At 37.6% G+C, this 20,463-nt stretch carries 23 protein-coding genes; 20 read left to right on the top strand and 3 right to left on the bottom strand.

The features are described from left to right. The first annotated feature begins 1 nt into the window (after position 1). Entirely contained in the window at positions 2-670 is a 669-nt protein-coding gene (locus tag ACOI1C_RS04880; protein ID WP_422508551.1) for a LysM peptidoglycan-binding domain-containing protein, read from the top strand. Positions 671-776: 106 nt separating this feature from the next. Beyond that, positions 777-1,235, top strand: a complete 459-nt coding sequence (locus ACOI1C_RS04885; protein WP_422508553.1) for a DUF2663 family protein — start codon at positions 777-779, stop codon at positions 1,233-1,235. A 65-nt stretch (positions 1,236-1,300) separates the two neighbouring features. On the opposite strand, the gene ACOI1C_RS04890 is transcribed toward ACOI1C_RS04885, so the two are convergent. Next, positions 1,301-2,086 (bottom strand): UPF0489 family protein, encoded by a 786-nt coding sequence (locus tag ACOI1C_RS04890; protein ID WP_422508555.1) that lies wholly within the window; start codon positions 2,084-2,086, stop codon positions 1,301-1,303. Positions 2,087-2,312: 226 nt separating this feature from the next. Here ACOI1C_RS04890 and ACOI1C_RS04895 point away from each other — a divergent pair, with 226 nt between their 5' ends. The 6 genes from ACOI1C_RS04895 to ACOI1C_RS04920 all read left to right on the top strand — a co-directional run bounded on the left by ACOI1C_RS04895 (position 2,313) and on the right by ACOI1C_RS04920 (position 8,635). Further along, positions 2,313-2,945, top strand: coding sequence for a CBS domain-containing protein (locus tag ACOI1C_RS04895; protein ID WP_422508557.1), 633 nt, complete (start codon positions 2,313-2,315; stop codon positions 2,943-2,945). Positions 2,946-3,267: 322 nt separating this feature from the next. After that, positions 3,268-4,047, top strand: coding sequence for a metallophosphoesterase (locus tag ACOI1C_RS04900; protein WP_422508559.1), 780 nt, complete (start codon positions 3,268-3,270; stop codon positions 4,045-4,047). 97 nt (positions 4,048-4,144) lie between these two features. Continuing rightward, positions 4,145-5,050, top strand: a complete 906-nt coding sequence (locus tag ACOI1C_RS04905; protein ID WP_422508561.1) for a MerR family transcriptional regulator — start codon at positions 4,145-4,147, stop codon at positions 5,048-5,050. A gap of 124 nt (positions 5,051-5,174) precedes the next feature. Next, positions 5,175-5,771, top strand: a complete 597-nt coding sequence (locus ACOI1C_RS04910) for a genetic competence negative regulator (protein ID WP_422508563.1) — start codon at positions 5,175-5,177, stop codon at positions 5,769-5,771. 513 nt (positions 5,772-6,284) lie between these two features. Further along, positions 6,285-7,565, top strand: coding sequence for a Glu/Leu/Phe/Val family dehydrogenase (locus tag ACOI1C_RS04915; RefSeq protein ID WP_422508565.1), 1,281 nt, complete (start codon positions 6,285-6,287; stop codon positions 7,563-7,565). An 86-nt stretch (positions 7,566-7,651) separates the two neighbouring features. Continuing rightward, a complete protein-coding gene (locus ACOI1C_RS04920; protein WP_422508567.1) occupies positions 7,652-8,635 on the top strand; it encodes a YpdA family putative bacillithiol disulfide reductase in 984 nt (327 codons plus the stop codon). A 349-nt stretch (positions 8,636-8,984) separates the two neighbouring features. Here the strand turns inward: ACOI1C_RS04920 and ACOI1C_RS04925 are convergent, their stop codons facing one another. After that, positions 8,985-9,959, bottom strand: coding sequence for an asparaginase (locus ACOI1C_RS04925; protein ID WP_422508569.1), 975 nt, complete (start codon positions 9,957-9,959; stop codon positions 8,985-8,987). A 157-nt stretch (positions 9,960-10,116) separates the two neighbouring features. On the opposite strand from ACOI1C_RS04925, the gene prsW reads away from it, so the two are divergent. The 9 genes from prsW (at position 10,117) to fni (ending at position 18,407) form a co-directional block, all read left to right on the top strand. Then, entirely contained in the window at positions 10,117-10,788 is a 672-nt protein-coding gene (gene prsW / locus ACOI1C_RS04930) for a glutamic-type intramembrane protease PrsW (RefSeq protein WP_422508571.1), read from the top strand. Between the two features lie 137 nt (positions 10,789-10,925). Continuing rightward, complete coding sequence (locus ACOI1C_RS04935; RefSeq protein WP_422508573.1) at positions 10,926-12,200, top strand: cell wall hydrolase; 1,275 nt, start codon at positions 10,926-10,928, stop codon at positions 12,198-12,200. Positions 12,201-12,214: 14 nt separating this feature from the next. Then, positions 12,215-13,561: a germination protein YpeB gene (gene ypeB / locus ACOI1C_RS04940; protein WP_422508575.1), complete on the top strand. Its 1,347-nt coding sequence runs from the start codon at positions 12,215-12,217 to the stop codon at positions 13,559-13,561. Positions 13,562-13,660: 99 nt separating this feature from the next. Beyond that, the gene (locus ACOI1C_RS04945; protein WP_422508577.1) at positions 13,661-14,320 is read left to right on the top strand and encodes a flagellar brake protein; all 660 of its coding nucleotides are present in this window, start codon (positions 13,661-13,663) and stop codon (positions 14,318-14,320) included. 56 nt (positions 14,321-14,376) lie between these two features. Next, positions 14,377-14,556 (top strand): YpfB family protein, encoded by a 180-nt coding sequence (locus tag ACOI1C_RS04950; RefSeq protein WP_422508579.1) that lies wholly within the window; start codon positions 14,377-14,379, stop codon positions 14,554-14,556. A gap of 126 nt (positions 14,557-14,682) precedes the next feature. Next, entirely contained in the window at positions 14,683-15,372 is a 690-nt protein-coding gene (cmk, locus tag ACOI1C_RS04955) for a (d)CMP kinase (RefSeq protein ID WP_422508581.1), read from the top strand. After that, complete coding sequence (locus tag ACOI1C_RS04960) at positions 15,353-15,940, top strand: lysophospholipid acyltransferase family protein (RefSeq protein WP_422508583.1); 588 nt, start codon at positions 15,353-15,355, stop codon at positions 15,938-15,940. Before cmk ends, ACOI1C_RS04960 begins: the two co-directional genes overlap by 20 nt. Before the next feature lie 269 nt (positions 15,941-16,209). After that, a complete protein-coding gene (gene rpsA, locus ACOI1C_RS04965; RefSeq protein WP_422508585.1) occupies positions 16,210-17,349 on the top strand; it encodes a 30S ribosomal protein S1 in 1,140 nt (379 codons plus the stop codon). Between the two features lie 11 nt (positions 17,350-17,360). Continuing rightward, the gene (fni, locus tag ACOI1C_RS04970) at positions 17,361-18,407 is read left to right on the top strand and encodes a type 2 isopentenyl-diphosphate Delta-isomerase (protein WP_422508587.1); all 1,047 of its coding nucleotides are present in this window, start codon (positions 17,361-17,363) and stop codon (positions 18,405-18,407) included. Positions 18,408-18,417: 10 nt separating this feature from the next. Here fni and ACOI1C_RS04975 read toward each other — a convergent pair whose 3' ends face one another. Beyond that, positions 18,418-18,567, bottom strand: a complete 150-nt coding sequence (locus ACOI1C_RS04975) for a YpzI family protein (RefSeq protein ID WP_422508589.1) — start codon at positions 18,565-18,567, stop codon at positions 18,418-18,420. A 127-nt stretch (positions 18,568-18,694) separates the two neighbouring features. Here ACOI1C_RS04975 and ACOI1C_RS04980 point away from each other — a divergent pair, with 127 nt between their 5' ends. Genes ACOI1C_RS04980 through ACOI1C_RS04990 form a run of 3 tightly spaced genes read left to right on the top strand, consistent with a single transcriptional unit; the run spans position 18,695 to position 20,375 of the window. Further along, positions 18,695-19,300 carry a YphA family membrane protein gene (locus ACOI1C_RS04980; protein ID WP_422508591.1) on the top strand — a complete coding sequence of 202 codons (606 nt, stop codon included), beginning with the start codon at positions 18,695-18,697 and terminating at the stop codon, positions 19,298-19,300. Next, positions 19,297-20,193 (top strand): YIEGIA family protein, encoded by an 897-nt coding sequence (locus tag ACOI1C_RS04985; RefSeq protein ID WP_422508593.1) that lies wholly within the window; start codon positions 19,297-19,299, stop codon positions 20,191-20,193. The genes ACOI1C_RS04980 and ACOI1C_RS04985 overlap by 4 nt, the downstream gene beginning before the upstream one ends. Then, positions 20,190-20,375 (top strand): capping complex subunit for YIEGIA, encoded by a 186-nt coding sequence (locus ACOI1C_RS04990; RefSeq protein WP_422508595.1) that lies wholly within the window; start codon positions 20,190-20,192, stop codon positions 20,373-20,375. Before ACOI1C_RS04985 ends, ACOI1C_RS04990 begins: the two co-directional genes overlap by 4 nt. Positions 20,376-20,463 lie beyond the last annotated feature (88 nt).

The raw sequence follows: 20,463 nt of genomic DNA on the forward strand, positions 1-20,463 counted from the left end.
TATGTCTGATTCTATTGATCAGTTTGACCAAGCAAAACTACTAAGAGAGCGTATGAATCTCATTCAAAACAATGAACCAGTTGAAAAGGAGGTTCTTTCATTACCACCACGCAAAACCATTCATCATGCAAAGGATGAAAAGAAGAAGACGAAAATTAAACTTAAATACCCGATTGTCCGTTTACTTGCCTTGTTATTTATTTTACTTCCCATTGCAATTTTAGGATATACATATCACCAAAACAATCAACTTCCAGCATCTAATAGCTTGTCACAAAATCAATCATCATCTCGGGAAGAAATCTCGATTGGCACAAAACAAGAACCAAAAAAAGGGATTGAAAAAGAGCCAGAAGAAGTGATTGTGGAAGAACCAGATATTCAAGATCCCCCTCAAAAGAAGGAAGATACACCTGTCTCCGAAACAAATACATCAGATTTAGCTATAAAGCCTGATAGTGAGCAAGAGGCCTCTTCATCAGAGATTGACGAGAAGCAGTATGATATTGTGTTTCACACGGTAAAGGATGGGGAAACACTTTACTCTATTTCTCAGCAGTATTACAGCAGTAGATCCGGGGAAGAGATTCTAAAAAAATGGAATGGTTTAAATAATAATCAAGTTGAAAATGGTCAACGATTGGAAATTCCAATAAAGCCTTCTAAGTAGAAATAGTCCAAAAATAGATTTGGGCTATTTTTTTTTGAAAAAAGACTAAGCTGCATGAGCTCTGAATATAAATAGACAAGGTCTATGAATGGAACGGAGGAACATGGTGGAACAGTTTATTAAAAACTTTGGAAGTCATACCGATGAGCCGACAAAGGTGATGTTACAAAATGTATTTAATCACAAAAAGAAGTTTGACCTTTATAAGAAAAACTTAGTTTTTTGTTCATGGCTATCGCTACTGTTTTTTTTAGTTACCTTTTATTATATCAACCAATTTATTTTAACACCGTACTCTTCTGAGGCGGACAGGATGTTCGCGGCCATTGTCACAGATCGTTTATTGTATTTTCTAGTTGTGATCTTGCTTTTCTTACTTGGTCTAGGGGCGTACTATAAAAGAAAAAAAGAAAAGCATGAAAAAGAATATCATGAATTAAGAAAAGAGATAGTTCAAAAAAGTCCACTCCAATGGAGATATCCGTTTGATTGGGAGAAACGTCATGAAGTATTTGCTAAAATGAAAGAAGTAAAAGATATAAATCTTTATCACGAGAATAAATAACAAAAGTCCTACTCCTATCTCATCTGGGAGTAGGACTTTATTTAATAAGGGAAATAGTTGACTCACTAAAATAAGTGTGACCAACTCTGTGACTCTACATTACTTAAATTGAATTCCTCTAAAAACAGATTGACTAAGAATTCGGCATTTTCATCTCCACCTAGATAAAAAGGTGAAATGGCTACGACTGTTGCACCCCAATCAGATGCACTCTTAAGGAATTGGAGTTGTTTCCGAATGGTCCCCTCATCTTTCATTTTTTTTAAGACTAGTTGAGACGTTTCTTCGTATTCCACAAATATGTCCAGATCAATACTAAGTATCATAGGCTTAGCATTCGCATAAGGTAACGAACCTTCGTCTGTAATATGCTTTTCCAAATCTTCTATAGATAGGAAATGTTTCCCTGTGTATCTTTCTAGCCTTTCTTGTGGAATAGCTTTTAAGATGTCATGAACATCCTTATCCTTCCATCGATCAAGATCAAAGGGATCCTTTTCTTTTAGGGAAGTATGTTTAGGACAAACATAGACAACTTTTTGTATACTCTCCCTTGCAAATCCAGCAAGTACATAATTATCTTTGCCTATTTTTTCATCATATACAGTCACTTCACTAGTTAATGAAGCTAGTTCTTCGACAGAAGTTGCTTCTATGAGACCAGGTACTGAAGCACCTGTAGCTGCATCATCAAAGTGATGGTCGATTTGATATAGTGTGGCATTTTTTTCAGTCCACCCTTTATTCAAGGCGATCTCCCAAGCTACAAGAGCCCAGTTATGTTCTCTCATAAGAAAAATTCTTTGATCTGGATATACTACTTTCCAAGAGGGATCATCTCTCCAACCCATTTTATCTTCTCCTTTTTTCATGTAGCTAAATTCACTTTTATTGTTTACCGCAGTAAATAATTCATTCATTCTATATTTAGTAATATGATCTGTGTTTTTTGTAAAACGTCTCATAAATTGAAAGGTTTTTCTTTAGAAGTGTTGAATATATATGGTAAGGAATTAAAAAAGTCTAGGTACTTTAAATTAATTGCCATTTTTCTAATTTAAAAAGGGGTGTTTGTATATGTTTGTAAAAAGCACAATGATACCGAGCTACAATAGCTTCACAGTAGATTTTAACGATACTGTTGGAAATGCACTTAAAAAGCTAGAAGAACACTCGATTGATGGTGTTCCTGTGATTCAGGACGGAAAATATGCTGGTATGTTAACACGTTATCATGTTTATGAATGTTTTTTCGAGACAAGTAAAGATAGAGAAACCTACTTGGCCGAAACGACGGCTGGTCAAATTGCTACGTTCAAGGATGTCTATTTAGAAGGTGAAGAAATTTTTGAGAAAACCCTAGTCATGCTTAAGGATATGCCTTTGCTTGCGGTAGTAGATAGTGAATTGAAGTACTTAGGGGTTGTTACTCGATCAGACGTTCTCGGACAATTCCAAAGCGCATTTGGGATGAACCGTCCAGGAGTGCGTATTGCGTTTACGTCAGTTGAAACGGAAGGACGCATTGCCAGGTTAGCCGAAATTGCAAAGCACTACCACGAAAAGATTATTTCTTTAACAACCTTTGATGAAACAGATAAACTTGTAAGAAGAATAGTCATGAAGGTTGAAAAGAACAATAACATGGATAAGTTTGTGAGTAAGCTAGAAAGTGCTGGATTTAGAGTGTTAGATATTACAGAAGATTAAGAACAAAAAGTATTCATGGAACACCCTTTACCCTCATAAATGAAGGTAAAGGGTGTTTTCGCTATGCCTACTTATTTCTTATTTTAACTCGCTGGTCTAGGCGGGGGGAATTGAATTAAGCTATATATAAGCAAAGCGTGCTCAATAATCTGTGCTGCTTTGTTTCTAATCCTATTTTGAAACATATATTTTGATGGAATATTCGTTTTTAGCTTGTCAAGGCCTATTGTCTTTTTAATATTTTCAGTTTTATATGGTATCATTTCTCTAGATAGAAGGGTTAGATACTTGTAAGTAGACGTGAAACAGGAGGAGTTATCATTTGATTTGGACTATTTTAGTAATAGTGGGAATAGCTTTCATCCTATTATTGATTTATATGTATTTGGAAGCACATCGAGATTTCATCCAATATGTTGATTTAACCTTTAACGAGTTTCCTGAGAGTATGGGGAAAATCACCATTTATTTTATATCAGATATACATAAGAGGGAAATCTCTTCTAAAATGTTAGAGGAAATTAAAGGAAATGTTGATATAGTGATCATTGGTGGAGATCTTTTAGAAAAAGGAGTACCCTTTCAAAGGGTGGAAGAAAATGTTCAAAAGTTAAAGGAGATTGGTCAGCTCTACTTTGTCTGGGGAAATAATGATTATGAAGTAGACTACCATCAACTCGATTCCATGTTACTTAGTAAAGGGGTCAAAATCTTAGATAATACAGCCGTTTCATTTGAATCTGGGAGTGGTGAGGAAATCTCATTAATGGGTGTGGATGAAATAAGTAAAAATAGAGATCGGCTTCACCTGGCCTTATCTGATGCAAAAAAGGATAGTTTTAAAATTCTTGTTAGTCATAATCCCCAGATCGTTAAGAAGATTACAAGTGAACATGAAATAAAACTAGTTTTGAGTGGACATACACATGGAGGACAAATACGCTTTGGACCATGGGGATTGTACAAAAGGGGTGGAATTATCCAAACAGAAGGTACAAAGCTTTTTATTAGTAATGGCTATGGAACAACTATGCTTCCTCTGCGGCTTGGAGCTCCAGCAGAGACTCATCTCATTACGATTTCCAACCCCAATGTTAACTGATAGAACAAACCTATACAAAGTTTACACAAATAATTGTTTAGGCTATAATTCTATCAGATAAATAAATAGCAGTATTGGGTTATTGGGGGCTTTTAGCATGATATCATCAGAAGGGAAATATAATATTAAGGCTGTTTCTCAAATGCTCGGTATTCAAGCGGGAACACTTCGTGCATGGGAGAGAAGGTATCAAATCATTGCTCCAGTTCGAAATGAAGCAGGTCATCGTTTATATACAGAAGAACATGTGAAAATAGTAAAATGGTTAATCGAAAAGGTAAATAAGGGCTTCATCATTAGTCAGGCTATCCATCTTTTTGAAAATGGAGGGATGCACTCAGAAACCACAGGCGCACTGAGTGAAGAGGGTGAAAAAAATGAAGATTTAACAGACAAGCTTCTTGAAGCCTTGCTCCACTTTGATGAAAATAAAGCGAATGACTATTTAGATCATGCCTTTAGTATTTTTTCAGTGGATAAAGTAGCCATTGATATACTTGGTACTGTTTTAGTAAGAATTGGAGATTTGTGGGAAAAAGGAAAAATCACTAGTGCACATGAACACTTCGCTTCCTCCTTTCTCCGTTCGAGAATCGGCAACATTATGCACACCTTACCAATTAGTGCTTTTCTACCTAAGGTGTTAGCTGTTTGTGGTCCCAATGAATGGCATGAGCTTGGATTACTTGTTTTTACCCTTTATTTACGCAAAAAGGGATATGAAGTTATCTATTTAGGTGGGAGTATAATTGCTGAGGATATGGATATCGTTCTGAGTGAAGTTAAGCCGAAATACTTATTTCTTTCCTGCACACTCGTCCAAAATGTACCTGAAACCCTTCTTTTAGTTGATCGGTTAGAAAAGGATTTCCCAACACTCGAAATTGGATTAGGCGGGCACGCTTTCTCTTTGCTAGATCCTAATCAGAAAGAAGGATATGGACGATTCTTAGTTGGGGAAAGTAGACGGGAATGGGATTCATGGCTAGAATCCAAACAGTAGCGGAATGCTTGTTTTTGCTCGACTTTTGGTGTAAACTAAAGTTGTAATTGTGATGAACCATCTTACAATCCACTCATATAGTAAAGGTAAGGATGTGGGAGTTGATGGTAAGGAGGTTACCCTAATGCGTTTAGAACGTTTAACTTATAATAAGATTAAGGTATTTCTCACATTTGATGACCTCCTTGAACGTGGTCTGAAAAAAGAAGACTTATGGCATGATGCGCCAAAGGTTCAAGAACTTTTCCGAGATATGATGGACGAAGCGAGCATCGAGTTGGGCTTTGAAGCTGACGGACCGATTGCTGTAGAGGTATTCTCCCTTCAAGCTCAGGGCATGGTGGTCATCGTTACAAAGGAAGCATTTGACCAAGAAGAAGAAACAGATGAGTTTCTAGATGAATATATCGAGATGCAAGTGACACTAGATGAAAGTGACGATATTTTTTACGAGTTTAACAACTTAGAAGATATTATTTCTTTAGCTGTGAATTTTCATAACCTTCGGATCGAGGGTGGTACTTTATTCTCGTTTCAATCCAGATACTATTTATTATTTGAAGATAGTGAACTAGTTGATCATAACAATGATAATATCATTGCCATTCTAGCTGAATACGGTAACCCAGCAACTGTTACCAAATATCGAGTCATGGAGTACGGCAAACAACTAATGCAAGAAAATTCGATACATCAAATAATCAAATTTTTCAAAAGATAAGAATAGGTCCGTACAGGAATATACTGTATGGATTTTTTTATTTGGCTTTTTTCTAAAAGATGATTGTTTTTAGATTGAAGTTTGTGAAATCTTCCCGTTGAAAAATAAGTTGATTGGGACGAATATGCTAGTGCTCCTGCTTAGAGCAGCGGAACAGGTGAGACTTAACTCAAGGGGCGAGAGTAGCGCCGAGGAGGCTCACAGCCCGCCCCCACGCAAAGAGATCATTCTCTCGCTGTAATCAACCACTCAACTTATGGGTTTTGGGTTAAATAGCAACAAAGTTCACGAAAACAGCCTTTTATATCCACTAAAAGTAATCTATAAGATAGTAATTTTCTAAGTATTTATTTTCTTTTAACCATAGTTTCCAAATGATGTAATCGTTTTCAAAATTATTTTTCAAATTGTAAAAAAGTCAATTTTTCATCTTTGCATATGCAAAGTGAAGGTGTATACTATTTATCGAGTGGTAGAGAATACTTATAGGTATAATTTTTGGGAGGTTTACAGATGGTTGCCGAAAAGAACGCAGATCATTCTCATGATAGTGATGATAAATTAGATGTCTTAAAATCTACTCAAACTGTCATACATAGTGCATTAGAGAAATTAGGATACCCTGAAGAAGTATATGAATTGTTAAAGGAACCCATTCGTATGATGACGGTAAAGATACCTATTCGTATGGATGATGATTCCGTAAAAATATTTACGGGCTACCGTGCACAGCATAATGATGCAGTTGGTCCAACCAAAGGTGGAATCCGCTTCCATCCAAATGTAACTGAGAAGGAAGTAAAAGCACTATCCATTTGGATGAGTTTAAAATGTGGTATTGCAGATTTACCCTATGGTGGGGGTAAAGGTGGGATAGTTTGTGACCCACGTGAAATGTCGTTTAGAGAGTTAGAACGATTAAGTCGTGGCTATGTTCGTGCAATCAGTCAGATTGTAGGTCCAACTAAAGACATCCCTGCTCCAGATGTATTTACGAACTCTCAGATTATGGCTTGGATGATGGACGAATACAGCCGAATTGATGAGTTTAATTCACCAGGGTTTATTACGGGTAAACCAATTGTTTTGGGTGGTTCACACGGTCGTGAAACAGCCACTGCAAAAGGTGTAACAATCTGTATCCGAGAAGCCGCTAAAAGACGTGGGCTAAAGCTTGAAGGTGCTCGAGTGGTTGTTCAAGGCTTTGGAAATGCAGGAAGCTTCTTATCTAAGTTCATGCATGATGCAGGAGCTTTGGTAATTGGTATTTCCGATGCATACGGAGGTCTATATGATCCGAAGGGTTTAGATATTGATTATTTACTTGATAGAAGAGATAGCTTTGGAACAGTAACAAAGCTGTTTAATAATACAATTACAAATAAAGAATTACTTGAGCTTGATTGTGATATCCTTGTTCCTGCTGCAATTGAAAATCAGATTACAGAGGAAAATGCACATAACATTCGTGCTGGCATTGTAGTTGAAGCTGCTAATGGACCAACAACACTTGAAGCAACGAAAATCTTAACTGAACGTGGAGTATTGTTAGTGCCTGACGTTTTAGCAAGCGCCGGTGGAGTAACTGTTTCATATTTTGAGTGGGTTCAAAACAACCAAGGCTACTACTGGACCGAAGAAGAAGTAGAAGAGAAGCTTGAAAAAGTAATGGTAAAGGCTTTCAATAATATCTATGAAACCGCTCAAACACGCCGTGTAGACATGCGCCTAGCTGCCTACATGGTGGGTGCTCGTAAAATGGCTGAAGCTTCAAGATTTAGAGGATGGATATAAAAACCTAATGTTTGAAATCAAGATTATAATCCCCTATCATAGTAATGATAAGGGATTTTTCTTTTTTTAAAAAAGGGGAGAGATAAATGCACAAGGAAGATGTGATCATTGTTGGCGGAGGACCCTGTGGATTGGCCACTGCCATTTCGTTAAAAGAGGTCGGATTTAATCCTTTAATTATAGAAAAAGGTAATATAGTTAATGCAATTTACCATTACCCAACACATCAGACTTTCTTTAGCACAAGTGAAAAGCTGTCAATAGGAGAGATCCCATTTATCACTGAAAGCAGAAAACCTGTTCGTAGTCAGGCTCTAGCTTATTACCGAGAAGTGGTTAAAAGAAAAGATTTGAGAATTCATGCCTTTGAAAAGGTGGTTAGAGTTGAGGGCGAGAATGGACAATTTAGCGTAAGGACCATCTTACAAACAGGGAAAGAACGTCTTTACGAAGCAGGGTATCTCGTAATTGCTACTGGTTATTACGACAATCCCAATGCTCTAAGTGTACCTGGTGAAGAGCTTGACAAGGTTTCTCATTATTTCAAAGAAGCACATCCTTATTTCGATAAAGATGTAGTCGTTATAGGTGGGAAAAACTCTGCAATAGATGCAGCACTAGAACTTGAAAGAGTGGGTGCACGCGTTACGGTTTTATATAGGGGCAGTGATTATTCTTTAAGTATAAAACCATGGATTTTACCTGAGTTCGAATCTTTAGCAAGAGGCGGAAGTATAAAGATGTACTTCAATGCTACTGTCACTAAGATAACAGATAGCAATGTGTTCTTTCGAATAGATGGAATAGATGCTTCAATTAAAAATGATTTTGTATTTGCCATGATTGGCTATCACCCCGAACACCAACTTCTTCAAAAAATGGGCGTTTTAATAGATGAAGTCTCGGGACGACCCCTTTTTAATCCAGAATCGATGGAGACAAATAGAAAGGGAATCTATATAGCAGGTGTACTTGCAGCTGGTAATAACGCAAATGAGATCTTTATTGAAAATGGTCGTTTTCACGGTGGACTCATTGCTAGTTCGATCAAAAGTACCACTTCTAACTAGTGAGGGCAGTTAAAAAGTCCGAATTTTTAAAAATATGTGTTAAATCTACCTGTTTGTTTCCACTTCAGGATGCACCATTTCCCCGGGGCGGGCGGTGAGCCTCCTCGGCTTGCGCCATGCGTGAGTCTCACCTGTCCTGCTGCTCTAAGCAGGAGTCTCGCACCTTGCGTTCCCATCAACATATACTCCCTAAAATAACTAGTTTTTTGAGAATGACTACTTTTTCAGTGGTATCCTAAATAGTAGGTTAGGGGGGGATATATTAAATACCAAAAAAAGCCTCGGAATATGCGAAGACCCCAGCCAATCTATAACAATGCTGGGGTCTTCCAAACTGTAGAATCAGCATTTAATTCAAAAACAAGCTTTGCAGCTTTCGCAAATCATCTGTCTGTTCTAATGCCACCATAAGCTTAATTCTTGCCTTTTGTCCGTTAAGACCGTTTGAAAAGATTGCCCCAAGCTGCTTAAGCTGTCGACCGCCCCCAACGTATGAGTATATATCTTGTACAATTCCATTAAAGCAACGAGACACGAGCACGATAGGGATATCATGTTCTAAAAGATTCATTACTCCAGCAATCATGGTTGGTGGGAGATTTCCTTGACCTAATGCTTCAATGACAAGTCCATCAATCTTCATTTCTTTTAATGCAAATAATAAAGAAGAATCCATGCCAGCATAAGCTTTTAATAGCATGACGTTTTTTGTAATACGTTGCACATTATATTTTTCATGATTTAAAGGGTGGTGGTGAAAAAAGACGCCACGTTTAGTGACAATTCCAACTGGTCCATATTGAGGACTTTGGAAGGTAGCAATATTACTAGTATGCGTTTTTGTCGCATTTTTTGCTGTATGAATCTCATCATTTAGAACGACAAGAACTCCATTTTTTTTGGATTGGTCACATGCCGCCACCCTTACTGAAGATAGTAGATTGTAAGGTCCATCCGCCCCCATTTCATTACTTGACCGCATTGCTCCCGTCAGGACAATTGGAATGCTTGTCCTAACAGTTAAATCTAAAAAATAAGCTGTCTCCTCAAGAGTGTCGGTTCCATGAGTAATCACCACTCCATCAATTTGCTCTGAGTAAGTTGCAAGCTCAATCCGTTCCTTTAAAAATAACATCTCAGCTGACGTGAAATGAGGTGAGGGAAGTTGGAATACTTCCTCGGCCGTTATATTTGCTATCTTACTTAGTGCTGTGATGGAATCATGAAGGGGATGTCCCACTCCGTCATGCTGAACAGACCCAGTATGTTTATCTTCTTGCATGGCGATTGTACCGCCTGTATGAAGTATTAAGATGTTTTTCATTGAACCCTCCATTTACTCCTTGAAATTTTCTATCATGAAACATTCTCAATCATTCATTATCATGTTACGATAAGAAAGTGATCTTGACTAGAGAGTGATTACATTTTTTCTATTCATTTATACTCATTCTAGAGATTGATGGAAATGAGGTACAGATATGTTAGGAATTATAACAACTGGTATTGCCCCAGGTGTTGCCTTGCTTAGTTATTTTTACTTAAAGGACCAATACGAATCAGAACCAATTTCAATGGTTATTCGAACGTTTTTATTTGGATCCATCCTTGTGTTTCCGATTATGTTTATTCAATATGTATTAACATTGGAAGGCATTTTTGTTTCAGATTTACTAAATGCATTCTTCATGTCTAGTTTGCTTGAAGAATTTTTCAAGTGGTTTATCTTGTTTTTTATTGCCTATAAACATGTTGAATTTGATGAACTGTATGACGGCATTGTTTATGGTGCCGCTGTATCGTTAGGTTTTGCAAGTGTTGAAAATATATTATACCTATTTGCACATGGTGTGGATTTAGCCATTGGTCGGGCCCTACTTCCGGTATCGAGCCACGCTTTATTAGGTGTGATTATGGGCTATTACTTAGGAAAGGCCAAGTTTAGTCTGGGGAAAAGTAAACAGAGGTTTTTGATACTTTCACTAGTCGTTCCATTTATTTTGCATGGATTTTATGATTATATTATCTATTCTTTCGAACAATGGATTATTTTTATCGTGCCCTTTATGATTTTTTTATGGTGGCTAGCTCTTAGAAAAGTAAAGCTAGCTAGATTGATTCATGAACCATCGATTAAGCAATTGTCACAATGACAATTGCTTTTTTTTATTATTTGACTTGAAGTGAATTGAATGAAATTCACTTTCTATGCAAAGTTCTTGTATAAAATTAGCGACAATACAGAAAATACTTGTAAGACACCTAAGAATTTGGTTAAGGAGGTAAAAAGATGAGGCTTCGATCTATCTGGAGAATTCCTCTAATCATCATGATTACAGTTTGTTTTGTTGTTTCATTATTCCCAGCACAAACGGGCCACGCATTTAGTAATCAAATTATTCAAAGGGGAGCCACAGGTGATGATGTAATTGAATTACAAGCACGTTTGCAATATAACGGTTATTATCATGGTCCTATTGATGGAGTATTTGGTTGGTCAACTTATTGGTCCGTTCGTAACTTTCAAAAGGAATTTGGACTGACAGTAGTAGATGGATTTGTCGGTGGAAAAACAAAAGAAATGATTGTAAAAGCAACAAAGTATGATAAAAACTTTGTTTATCAACAACTACAACAAGGGCGTCGATTTACACATTATGGCGGCACACCATTGGCCAATCAAAGTGCACCGAGTCAAAAAATGATTGAGCAAGCAAAAAAGGCAGCAGAAAAAAATAGGGTTGTACAAAATTTAAACCGAAATAAGGAGCTACAAAAACAAGGAAATGTAGCCCAACCGCCAGCAGCGCAGAAGCCACCAGCTCAGGCCCAACCGCCAGCAGCGCAGCAGCCACCAGCAAAGGCCCAACCGCCAGCAGCGCAGAAGCCACAAGCAAAGGCCCAACAGCCAGGAGCGCAGAAGCCACAAGCAAAGGCCCAACCGCCAGCAGCGCAGAAGCCACAAGCAAAGGCCCAACCGCCAGCAGCGCAGAAGCCACAAGCAAAGGCCCAACCGCCAGTAGCGCAGAAGCCACAAGCAAAGGCCCAACCGCCAGTAGCGCAGAAGCCACAAGCAAAGGCCCAACCGCCAGTAGCGCAGAAGCCACAAGCAAAGGCCCAGCCACCAGCAGAGAAGCAAAAAGAACAACCAATTGAACAAGAGCAGGAAGATACACCTAGAGACACTGCCGTTAATATGCCAAACGGTTTTTCACAAAATGATCTCAGATTAATGGCTAATGCTGTTTATGGAGAATCGAGAGGTGAGCCATTTATCGGGCAAGTGGCTGTGGCAGCGGTCATCCTAAATAGAATTAATAGTCCGGCTTTCCCAAATACTGTTTCGGGTGTTATTTATGAACCTCGTGCTTTTACAGCCGTTGCAGATGGACAAATTAATTTAACTCCAAATGAACAAGCAAAGAAAGCAGTCTTAGATGCAATTAATGGGTTTGATCCAACCGAAAGTGCGATTTATTACTTTAACCCAGATACAGCGACAAATGGCTGGATATGGGGAAGACCACAAATTAAAAAAATCGGAAAGCACATCTTCTGTAAATAGAGGGGTGAAAGAATATGCTTAGAGGAATAATTATTGGAGTATTAACAATAGGGGTTGCCGGTACTGCTTATTGGGGTTACCAAGAACATATTGAGAAAAATGCCGTATTAATTCATGCGGAAAATAACTATCAGCGTGCGTTTCACGATTTAACCTATCAATTGGATTTATTAAACGATAAAATCGGGTCTACTTTAGCAATGAATTCTAGACAACAGCTTTCACCTTCCTTAGCGGAGGTTTGGAGATTAACGTCAGAAGCACATTCTGATGTAGGGCAGTTACCATTAACCCTACTCCCATTTAACAAAACAGAAGAATTCTTGGCGAATGTTGGCGAATTTAGTTACCGCACGGCAGTCCGTGATTTAGACAAAGAACCGTTAACTGACGAGGAATATAAAACACTAGAGTCTCTATATGAAAAGTCAGGAGATATCCAGAAGGAACTTAGAAACGTACAGCATTTAGTTTTAGAAAATAATCTTCGCTGGATGGATGTGCAGTTAGCCCTAGCAACAGATCAACAACAGGATAATACCATTATTGATGGATTTAAAACAGTTGAAAAAAATGTAGAAGGCTATTCAGAGGCTGATTTTGGTCCGACATTTACTAGTATGAATAAAGAAGAAAAGGGTTTTCAGTATTTAACTGGCGGTGAAATTACAGAGGAACAAGCTAAAAAAGTTGCACAAGATTTCTTAGGACTAAAAGGTCAAGAAGAGATACAAGTATCTGAAAATGGAAAAGGGTCAGAGTATGGATTTTATAGTTTGGCTGTAGACGATCCAAAGGCTAAGACGGAAATATATATGGATGTGACGAAAAAAGGTGGTTATCCGATTTGGGTACTACGAAACCGAGATGTAAAGGAAAAAAATATTGGATTAAATGAAGCAATGGAAAAGGCAGTGAGCTATCTAAAGGATCATAAATTCCAGGATCTGCAAATGTTTGAAAGTGCCCAATACGATAATATAGGCATATTCACCTTTGTTTCGGTAAAAAACGATGTTCGAATCTACCCTGATGCTATAACTATAAAAGTTGCACTAGATGATGGGAATGTAATCGGTTTTACGGCAAAGGATTACTTGATGGCAAATCATAAACGAGATTTGCCAAAACCTAGTCTTACGGTAGAACAGGCAAGAGATAAAATTAACCCTGGTGTCGATGTCATGGAAGATCGACTTGCTCTCATTGTGAATGACATTCAAGAGGAAGTGCTTTGCTACGAGTTCCTAGGTACGATTAAAAATGACACCTACCGTATCTTTATAAATTCCGAGACTGGTTTTGAAGAAAAGGTAGAAAAGCTTAGAAATGCTGAGCCGATCTATAAGGAGTTACTATAGCTTAATAAGAAGAAAAGCCAGTATTCAATCAATAATGGCTTTTCCTTTTTTTTATTCCGTGAGATAATAGGAGCACTGGTAAAATAAGTGAGGGATTTCATGATTAACATAGGAGATACAATTATACTAGAGCCAAAGAACTCAGTTGATAATGAAAAATATAGATGCAAACTAGTAGAAAAAAATGGCGAAAAATTGTTTATTGATTATCCTATTAATATGAAGACAGGGAGAACTGTTTTTCTATTAGACGGAACTCAATTAAAGGCCTCTTTTGTTGGCAAGGACAATACAGTTTATTTATTTGAAACAGAAGTTCAAGGACGTACAAAACAAAATATTCCTATGATTGCGTTATCATGCCCAGAAGAAGATAACGTTGTGAGGATACAGCGAAGGCAATATGTTCGTGTAGATACTTCGGTTGACGTAGCCTTGCAGCCAATAAATAGTGAGTTTAGTCCTTTTGTTACAGTGACGAGTGATATAAGTGCAGGTGGAGCTTCCATAATTTTACCATCTAATAAAAGCTTAGAACCAGAAACCACTTTTACCTGCTGGATCGTCTTACCTATGCAATCAGGAGACTATCAATATATTACACTTAAATCAAAGGCGATTAGAGTGATTCCAGGTAGAGATGGAGAGCGTGACAAAATGCCAATAGAATTTGTAGATATAAATGATACGGATCGCCAGCTTCTCATCCGATTTTCCTTTGAGCGACAAATAAATTTAAAACGAAAAGGGATTAAATAGTATAAAAAATCAAAATTCCCCTTAAACTAGAGTGACAGTTTGAAGAAGAGGGGGATATGGTGAAACATATCGAAAGAATATTAATGAAGGTAGTTGTGATACAAATCATTTGTCTAGTTATAGCTCAGGTCATTATGATGAATCATCAGCTTTCTCCTTTCTTATCAAAGGTTATCCAGTATGAAGGGGTAACGAAAGATACGTATACGAAAGTAGTAGAAACATTCGACCGTTAATAGAAGCTATGATAAAATAAATTTATCATCTGTGAAGAACAATAGCAGCAGGTAGAACCTGCTTTTTTTCATTTATAGCTTACTTGAAATAGGACAACCTATAATTTTAGGATTTTGGGAGGAAAAATGAGTAAACAATTATCGATTGCAATTGATGGTCCAGCTGCTGCAGGAAAAAGTACAGTTGCGAAGCAAGTTGCTGAGAATCTTTCATATATATATATTGATACAGGTGCTATGTACAGAGCATTAACTTTTAAAGCTCTTCAAAACAGTATAGATATTCATAATGAACATGCATTATCAGAAATGCTTTCTCGAACAAAAATTGGTTTGAAGCCATCCAATGAAGGTCAGCTTGTGTTTTTGGATCAAGTGAATGTTACAGATGAGATACGATCTAATGCGGTAACAAACCAAGTCTCTTACGTGGCTGCTCATGGACTCGTCAGAGAAGAAATGGTTCATAGACAAAAGGATATGGCTTCAAGTGGTGGTGTGGTGATGGATGGAAGAGATATCGGAACTCATGTCCTTCCTCACGCTGAGGTGAAAGTTTTTTTACTAGCTTCTGTTGAAGAACGTGCCCGTAGAAGATTTGGTGAAAACATTCGAAAAGGTATGGAATCCAACCTTGAACAGCTAATGGCAGAGATCGAACAACGAGATAAAATTGATTCTGAAAGAGAAGTGGCACCTTTAGTTAAAGCGGAAGATGCAATCGCAATCGATACTACTTCATTGTCAATATTTGAGGTGGTTGAAAGAATCATGGTGTTAGCTCACGAAAGGATTGATGGATGTGAATCTGTATAAAGCTGGTAAAGCCATTTGTACAGGATTATTAAAACCGTTATATCAACTTCAAGTAGTTGGTGCGGATAATATTCCAACTTCAGGTGGTGTCATAATATGCTCAAATCATATTGATAATTTAGATCCACCAATTGTAGGGATTTCATCAACAAGAGACATACACTTCATGGCAAAAGATGAATTATTTCGTCTGCCAATCCTTAAAAACCTTTTACCTAGCATTAATGCCTTTCCAGTTAAGAGGGGGGTAAGCGATAAGCAATCTCTTCGAACAGCTCTTCAAATCTTAAAGGATGGAAAAGTCCTTGGTTTATTTCCAGAAGGTACAAGAAGCAAGACGGGGGAGCTTGGCAAAGGGTTAGCGGGGGCTGGATTCTTTGCACTCCGAACAGAGGCACAGGTGATACCATGTGCCATTATTGGACCTTATAAACCTTTTAAGCGAGTAGTAGTTGTGTTTGGTCCTCCTATAAATATGCAAGAAATGAGAGAAAGAAAAGGATCTGCAGAAGAAGCTACTGAGTTAATCATGGATTCAATTCAGCAAATCCTGCAAAAATACAAATAGTCAGAGTTTATTACTTGACAATTTATTGCATTTATTAGAAGTTAGAGAAGAAATAATTTTTAAAAAAATACTGAGAAGATAAGCGTTCTCGGCATGAAAACCCAAATCTTAAAAAGCTAACAAAGAACATGCCACACTTTTCTTCGGCAGAGCAACACCTAGATTTTTCATATGAGAAGGGTATTTCCCTTCCTTTTTCATACATATAAAAAAATACCGTTTAACAGTTTGTTTCAAATCGTTTGCTGGTAAATAAGGAGGTAATTGGAATGGAAGAGATGGACCAAGAAGTTATGGTAGTTAAAAGTTTAGAAATCGGTGACATTGTTACCGGTCAAGTAACAAAGGTTGAAGAAAAGCAGGTTCTAGTAAACATAGGATATAAATCAGATGGAATTGTTCCAATCAGTGAGCTTTCTAGTTTCCATGTTGAAAAGGCTAGTGAAATTGTTTCTGAAGGACAAACACTAGAGCTAAAAGTAATAAAAGTAGAAGATGATGCCGTTATTCTTTCAAAAAAAGCGGTTGAAGCAGAGAATGCATGGGGCGAGCTTGAGTCTAAGTTTAATTCAGGAGAAGTTTTTGAAACCGAAATTAAAGACGTTGTAAAAGGCGGACTAGTAGTGGATTTAGGTGTTAGAGGTTTTATCCCAGCTTCCTTGGTAGAGGCACACTTTGTTGAAGACTTTACAGATTACAAAGGGAAACTCTTAGCGGTAAAGATAGTTGAATTGGATAAAGAGAAAAACCGTCTAATTTTATCACATCGTGTAGTTGTTGAGCAAGAGCAAAAGCAACAAAAAAGAGCAACTATTGGATCGTTAAAGGTTGGCCAAACTCTAGAAGGAACGGTGCAACGTATAACTGATTTTGGTGCATTTGTAGATATCGGTGGAATTGATGGATTGGTTCACATTTCGCAGCTTTCACATGAACACGTTAGCAAGCCCTCTGAGGTTGTGCAAGAAGGACAAAAAGTTACGGTTAAGGTACTTGGGGTAGATCTTGATAATGAAAGAATTTCTCTGTCTATAAAGGAAACAGTTCCAGGACCTTGGGGGCAAGTTTCTGAAAAGCTTAAAGTAGGCTCCGTTGTGGAGGGGAAGGTTAGAAGACTTGTGGCTTTTGGTGCCTTCGTCGAATTGTTCCCAGGAGTAGAAGGACTTGTACACATCTCTCAAATCTCAAATAAGCACATTGCTACACCACATGAATCCTTAGAAGTAGGTCAGCAAGTAAAAGTGAAGGTGCTTGACATTAATGAATCTGATCAACGAATCTCTTTAAGTATCCGTGAACTTTTAGAAGACGAAGATAAAATAGATTTCCGTGAGTATCAGCAAAAAGAGGAATCATCGGGTTTCAGTCTAGGTGATTTGATTGGTGACAAATTAAATAAATTAAGATAATGGTGATGACTATGAGTAGATCACAACGAAAAATAGATCATATTAATCATGCAATCGATACAGGTCAAGTACGTGCTCATGGATTTGAGGACATTCAATTTGTTCATCAGAGTTTACCAAACCTGTCAGTCGGGGATATAAAAATGAATTGTAAGCTAGGCGAACTTTCTTTAAGTTCGCCTATTCTTATTAACGCCATGACAGGTGGTGGAGGTAATCAAACATTAAAAATCAACCAGAGCCTAGCCATGGTAGCGAACGAGTGTCGTGTAGCACTTGCTGTCGGTTCGCAAATGTCTGCATTAAGGGATCCATCAGAAAGAGCTTCCTATGAAATCGTTCGCAAAGAAAATCCAAAAGGGGTTATTTTTGCTAACTTAGGAAGTGAAGCAACGGTAGAACAAGCACAGAGAGCAATTGATATGATTGAGGCAAATGCTATTCAAATTCACTTAAATGTCGTTCAAGAGCTAGTCATGCCTGAAGGAGACCGAGATTTTAAACAGGCATTTGAACGGATTGAACAAATTGTATCTCGTGTACCTGTTCCTGTGATTGTGAAAGAGGTCGGATACGGTATGAGTAAAGAAACCGCTCAAATTCTGTTAGATATTGGTGTACAGTTAGTTGATGTAGGCGGGTTTGGTGGTACGAACTTCTCAAGAATAGAAAATTTAAGACGTGAACGGAATTTATCCTTTTTTAATGATTGGGGTATCCCAACAACATCATCAATTGTTGAGGTCCGTTCCCAATCTCGCAGGCTATCTGTAATTGCATCTGGTGGAATTATGTCAGCCTTAGATATTGCTAAATCGATCACTTTAGGGGCTAGTTGTGTAGGGATGGCGGGTTATTTCCTGAAAATCCTATTAGAACAGGGTGCCGATGAGGTAATTCAAGAGGTTAAAGAGATTCACACTGATTTAAGCTTCATCATGACGGTGCTCGGCAAAAGAGATATTTTAGAACTGGGTAAGGCCCCTATCATCATTAAAGGCGATACCTATCATTGGCTAACCCAAAGAGGTATTGATACATCATCATATAGTAAATAAGAAAAACAGCTCACGTATATGAGCTGTTTTTTTCTGACCTCTCTCTTGCCTCTTTAGGTCCTTCCATTGTTGTTGCACCAGGATAATTAAGCTGTTGATCTCGGTCGGACTCCACTTTTCCAGAAGCCTTTACTTTTTTTTCTTGACGGTCTTTTCCCATGTTTTCTCCTCCTCTCACAATAAAATCTTTACTTATCCTCTCCTAACTACACCAAACACATTCAATGTTGTAAATTGATTAATTTTCATGAAATGAAGAAATAATGGAAATGATAGGAGGGATATTCTTGGAAGGTATTTCGTTTTATTGGTTTGCATGGATGGGTTGGATTATCATTACATTCTTTATGAAAAAGGGGAAACTAAGGACTAGATTAGCGAGTCTCGTTTTAATCCTACTTATAACGGCTCATCACCATTCCTCTTTTTCTAAAATAGAAGTATCCTATGGATTCATAGTGTTGCTTCTCATCACGTATATCCAAGTTGCTTACATGAAAAACAGTAAACTACTTTACATATTGATCTGTACCTTCATCCTAACTTTTGCTTATGTAAGCTTTCAATTGTTTCGATTGTTTGATCCTATATGGGTTATTTTTCAACCCTCTTTTATGGTTGCTTTTATCCTTATATATTTAGTTCTACTATTAGCCAAAAGTAGGAAGGAACGCATCATTATGTTTCTGTTTGGTGTAAGCCACGGTGAGATTCTATACGGTGTTATTATGGACTACTTTAGATTTCCATATAGTATGGGTAATCTCTCGTTCTTTGATGTAGTTGTATTCGGTATCATCCTACTCTTTATGTGGGATGGAATTGAACGGTTATCTGCGATGTTTAATCAGGGTATTTCAAAAACTAGCAAAAGAAAGGCTGGAATTCTATGAATGAATACACGTACCCCATTCTTTTTGGTGTAACAATCGGAACCTTAACAAGGATTTATATGTTAAGGACGGATTACCGACAATATCCTACTTATCTTCATGGGAAGATCATTCATATTGCTCTTGGTTTTATAGCGGCAGGTCTTGGAACAGTCGCTGTACCCTCCATCATGGAAGAAGATTTTACAGCGATAACCTTTCTAACTTTGGCGGCATCTCAGTTTAGAGAAGTACGAAATATGGAAAGAAATACATTAGCACAATTAGATGAATATGAGTTGGTTTCAAGGGGTAATACATATATTGAGGGCATCGCTGTTGCATTTGAAGGGAGAAACTATTTAGTTATTTTTAGTTCATTTGTTTCTACTTTGTCATACTTAGTCTGGAATATTTGGGCTGGCCTATTAGCAGGAGGAATTGCACTGTTTCTCTCAAAGAAACTAATGAGTGGGGGCAGTCTTAAAGATATAATCGACATTGAATATATTGAACCGAGGTTTGAAGGTGCGGGTCTTTACGTGGATAATATATATATTATGAATATCGGGATACCCGAAAGACAAAAGGAAGTTTTAAAATACGGGATGGGTTTTATCTTAAAGCCTAAAAACTTTAATGCAAGGTCTACCATTGCTAACTTAGGTCAACGGCAAGCAATTTTATATGACATGTCGATTGCTTTAGGTGTATATCGTGACTCAGGTACACCAGCCCTTGTTCCTCTAGCCAAAAGAGATTTAGACGATGGACGTGTAGGTATATTTGTTCTACCACAGGTTAAGGACTATGAGAAAGCCATTGAGGTAATTGGTCTTGTACCCACTTTGGAAAATGCGATTAGGATGCCAACAGAATCAAAAGCAAACAAAAAGGGGCATAAGATAAAATGAATCTAGATAAATTTATTCTAGCGATCGTGACAATAAACCCCAAAAAAGTCGCAGGTGGTACAGCCATTTTTACATGTGATTCGGTTGAAGAGATGGATGATTTTGCGAAAAACTTAGAAGCAATCATTGACGGAATTGCACATAAGTTGAGCGAAGAAGTATATATCATCGTTCGACATTAAGGAAAACATTGTTCTCTTTACACATTTTTGGTAGGATTAATAAGTTAGGTTTGAAAACGCAAGTCCCTACTACCCTAAAAAGGATGGT

The sequence above is a fragment of the Bacillus sp. DJP31 genome, from assembly GCF_049310945.1.
Classification (GTDB): domain Bacteria; phylum Bacillota; class Bacilli; order Bacillales; family SA4; genus Bacillus_BS.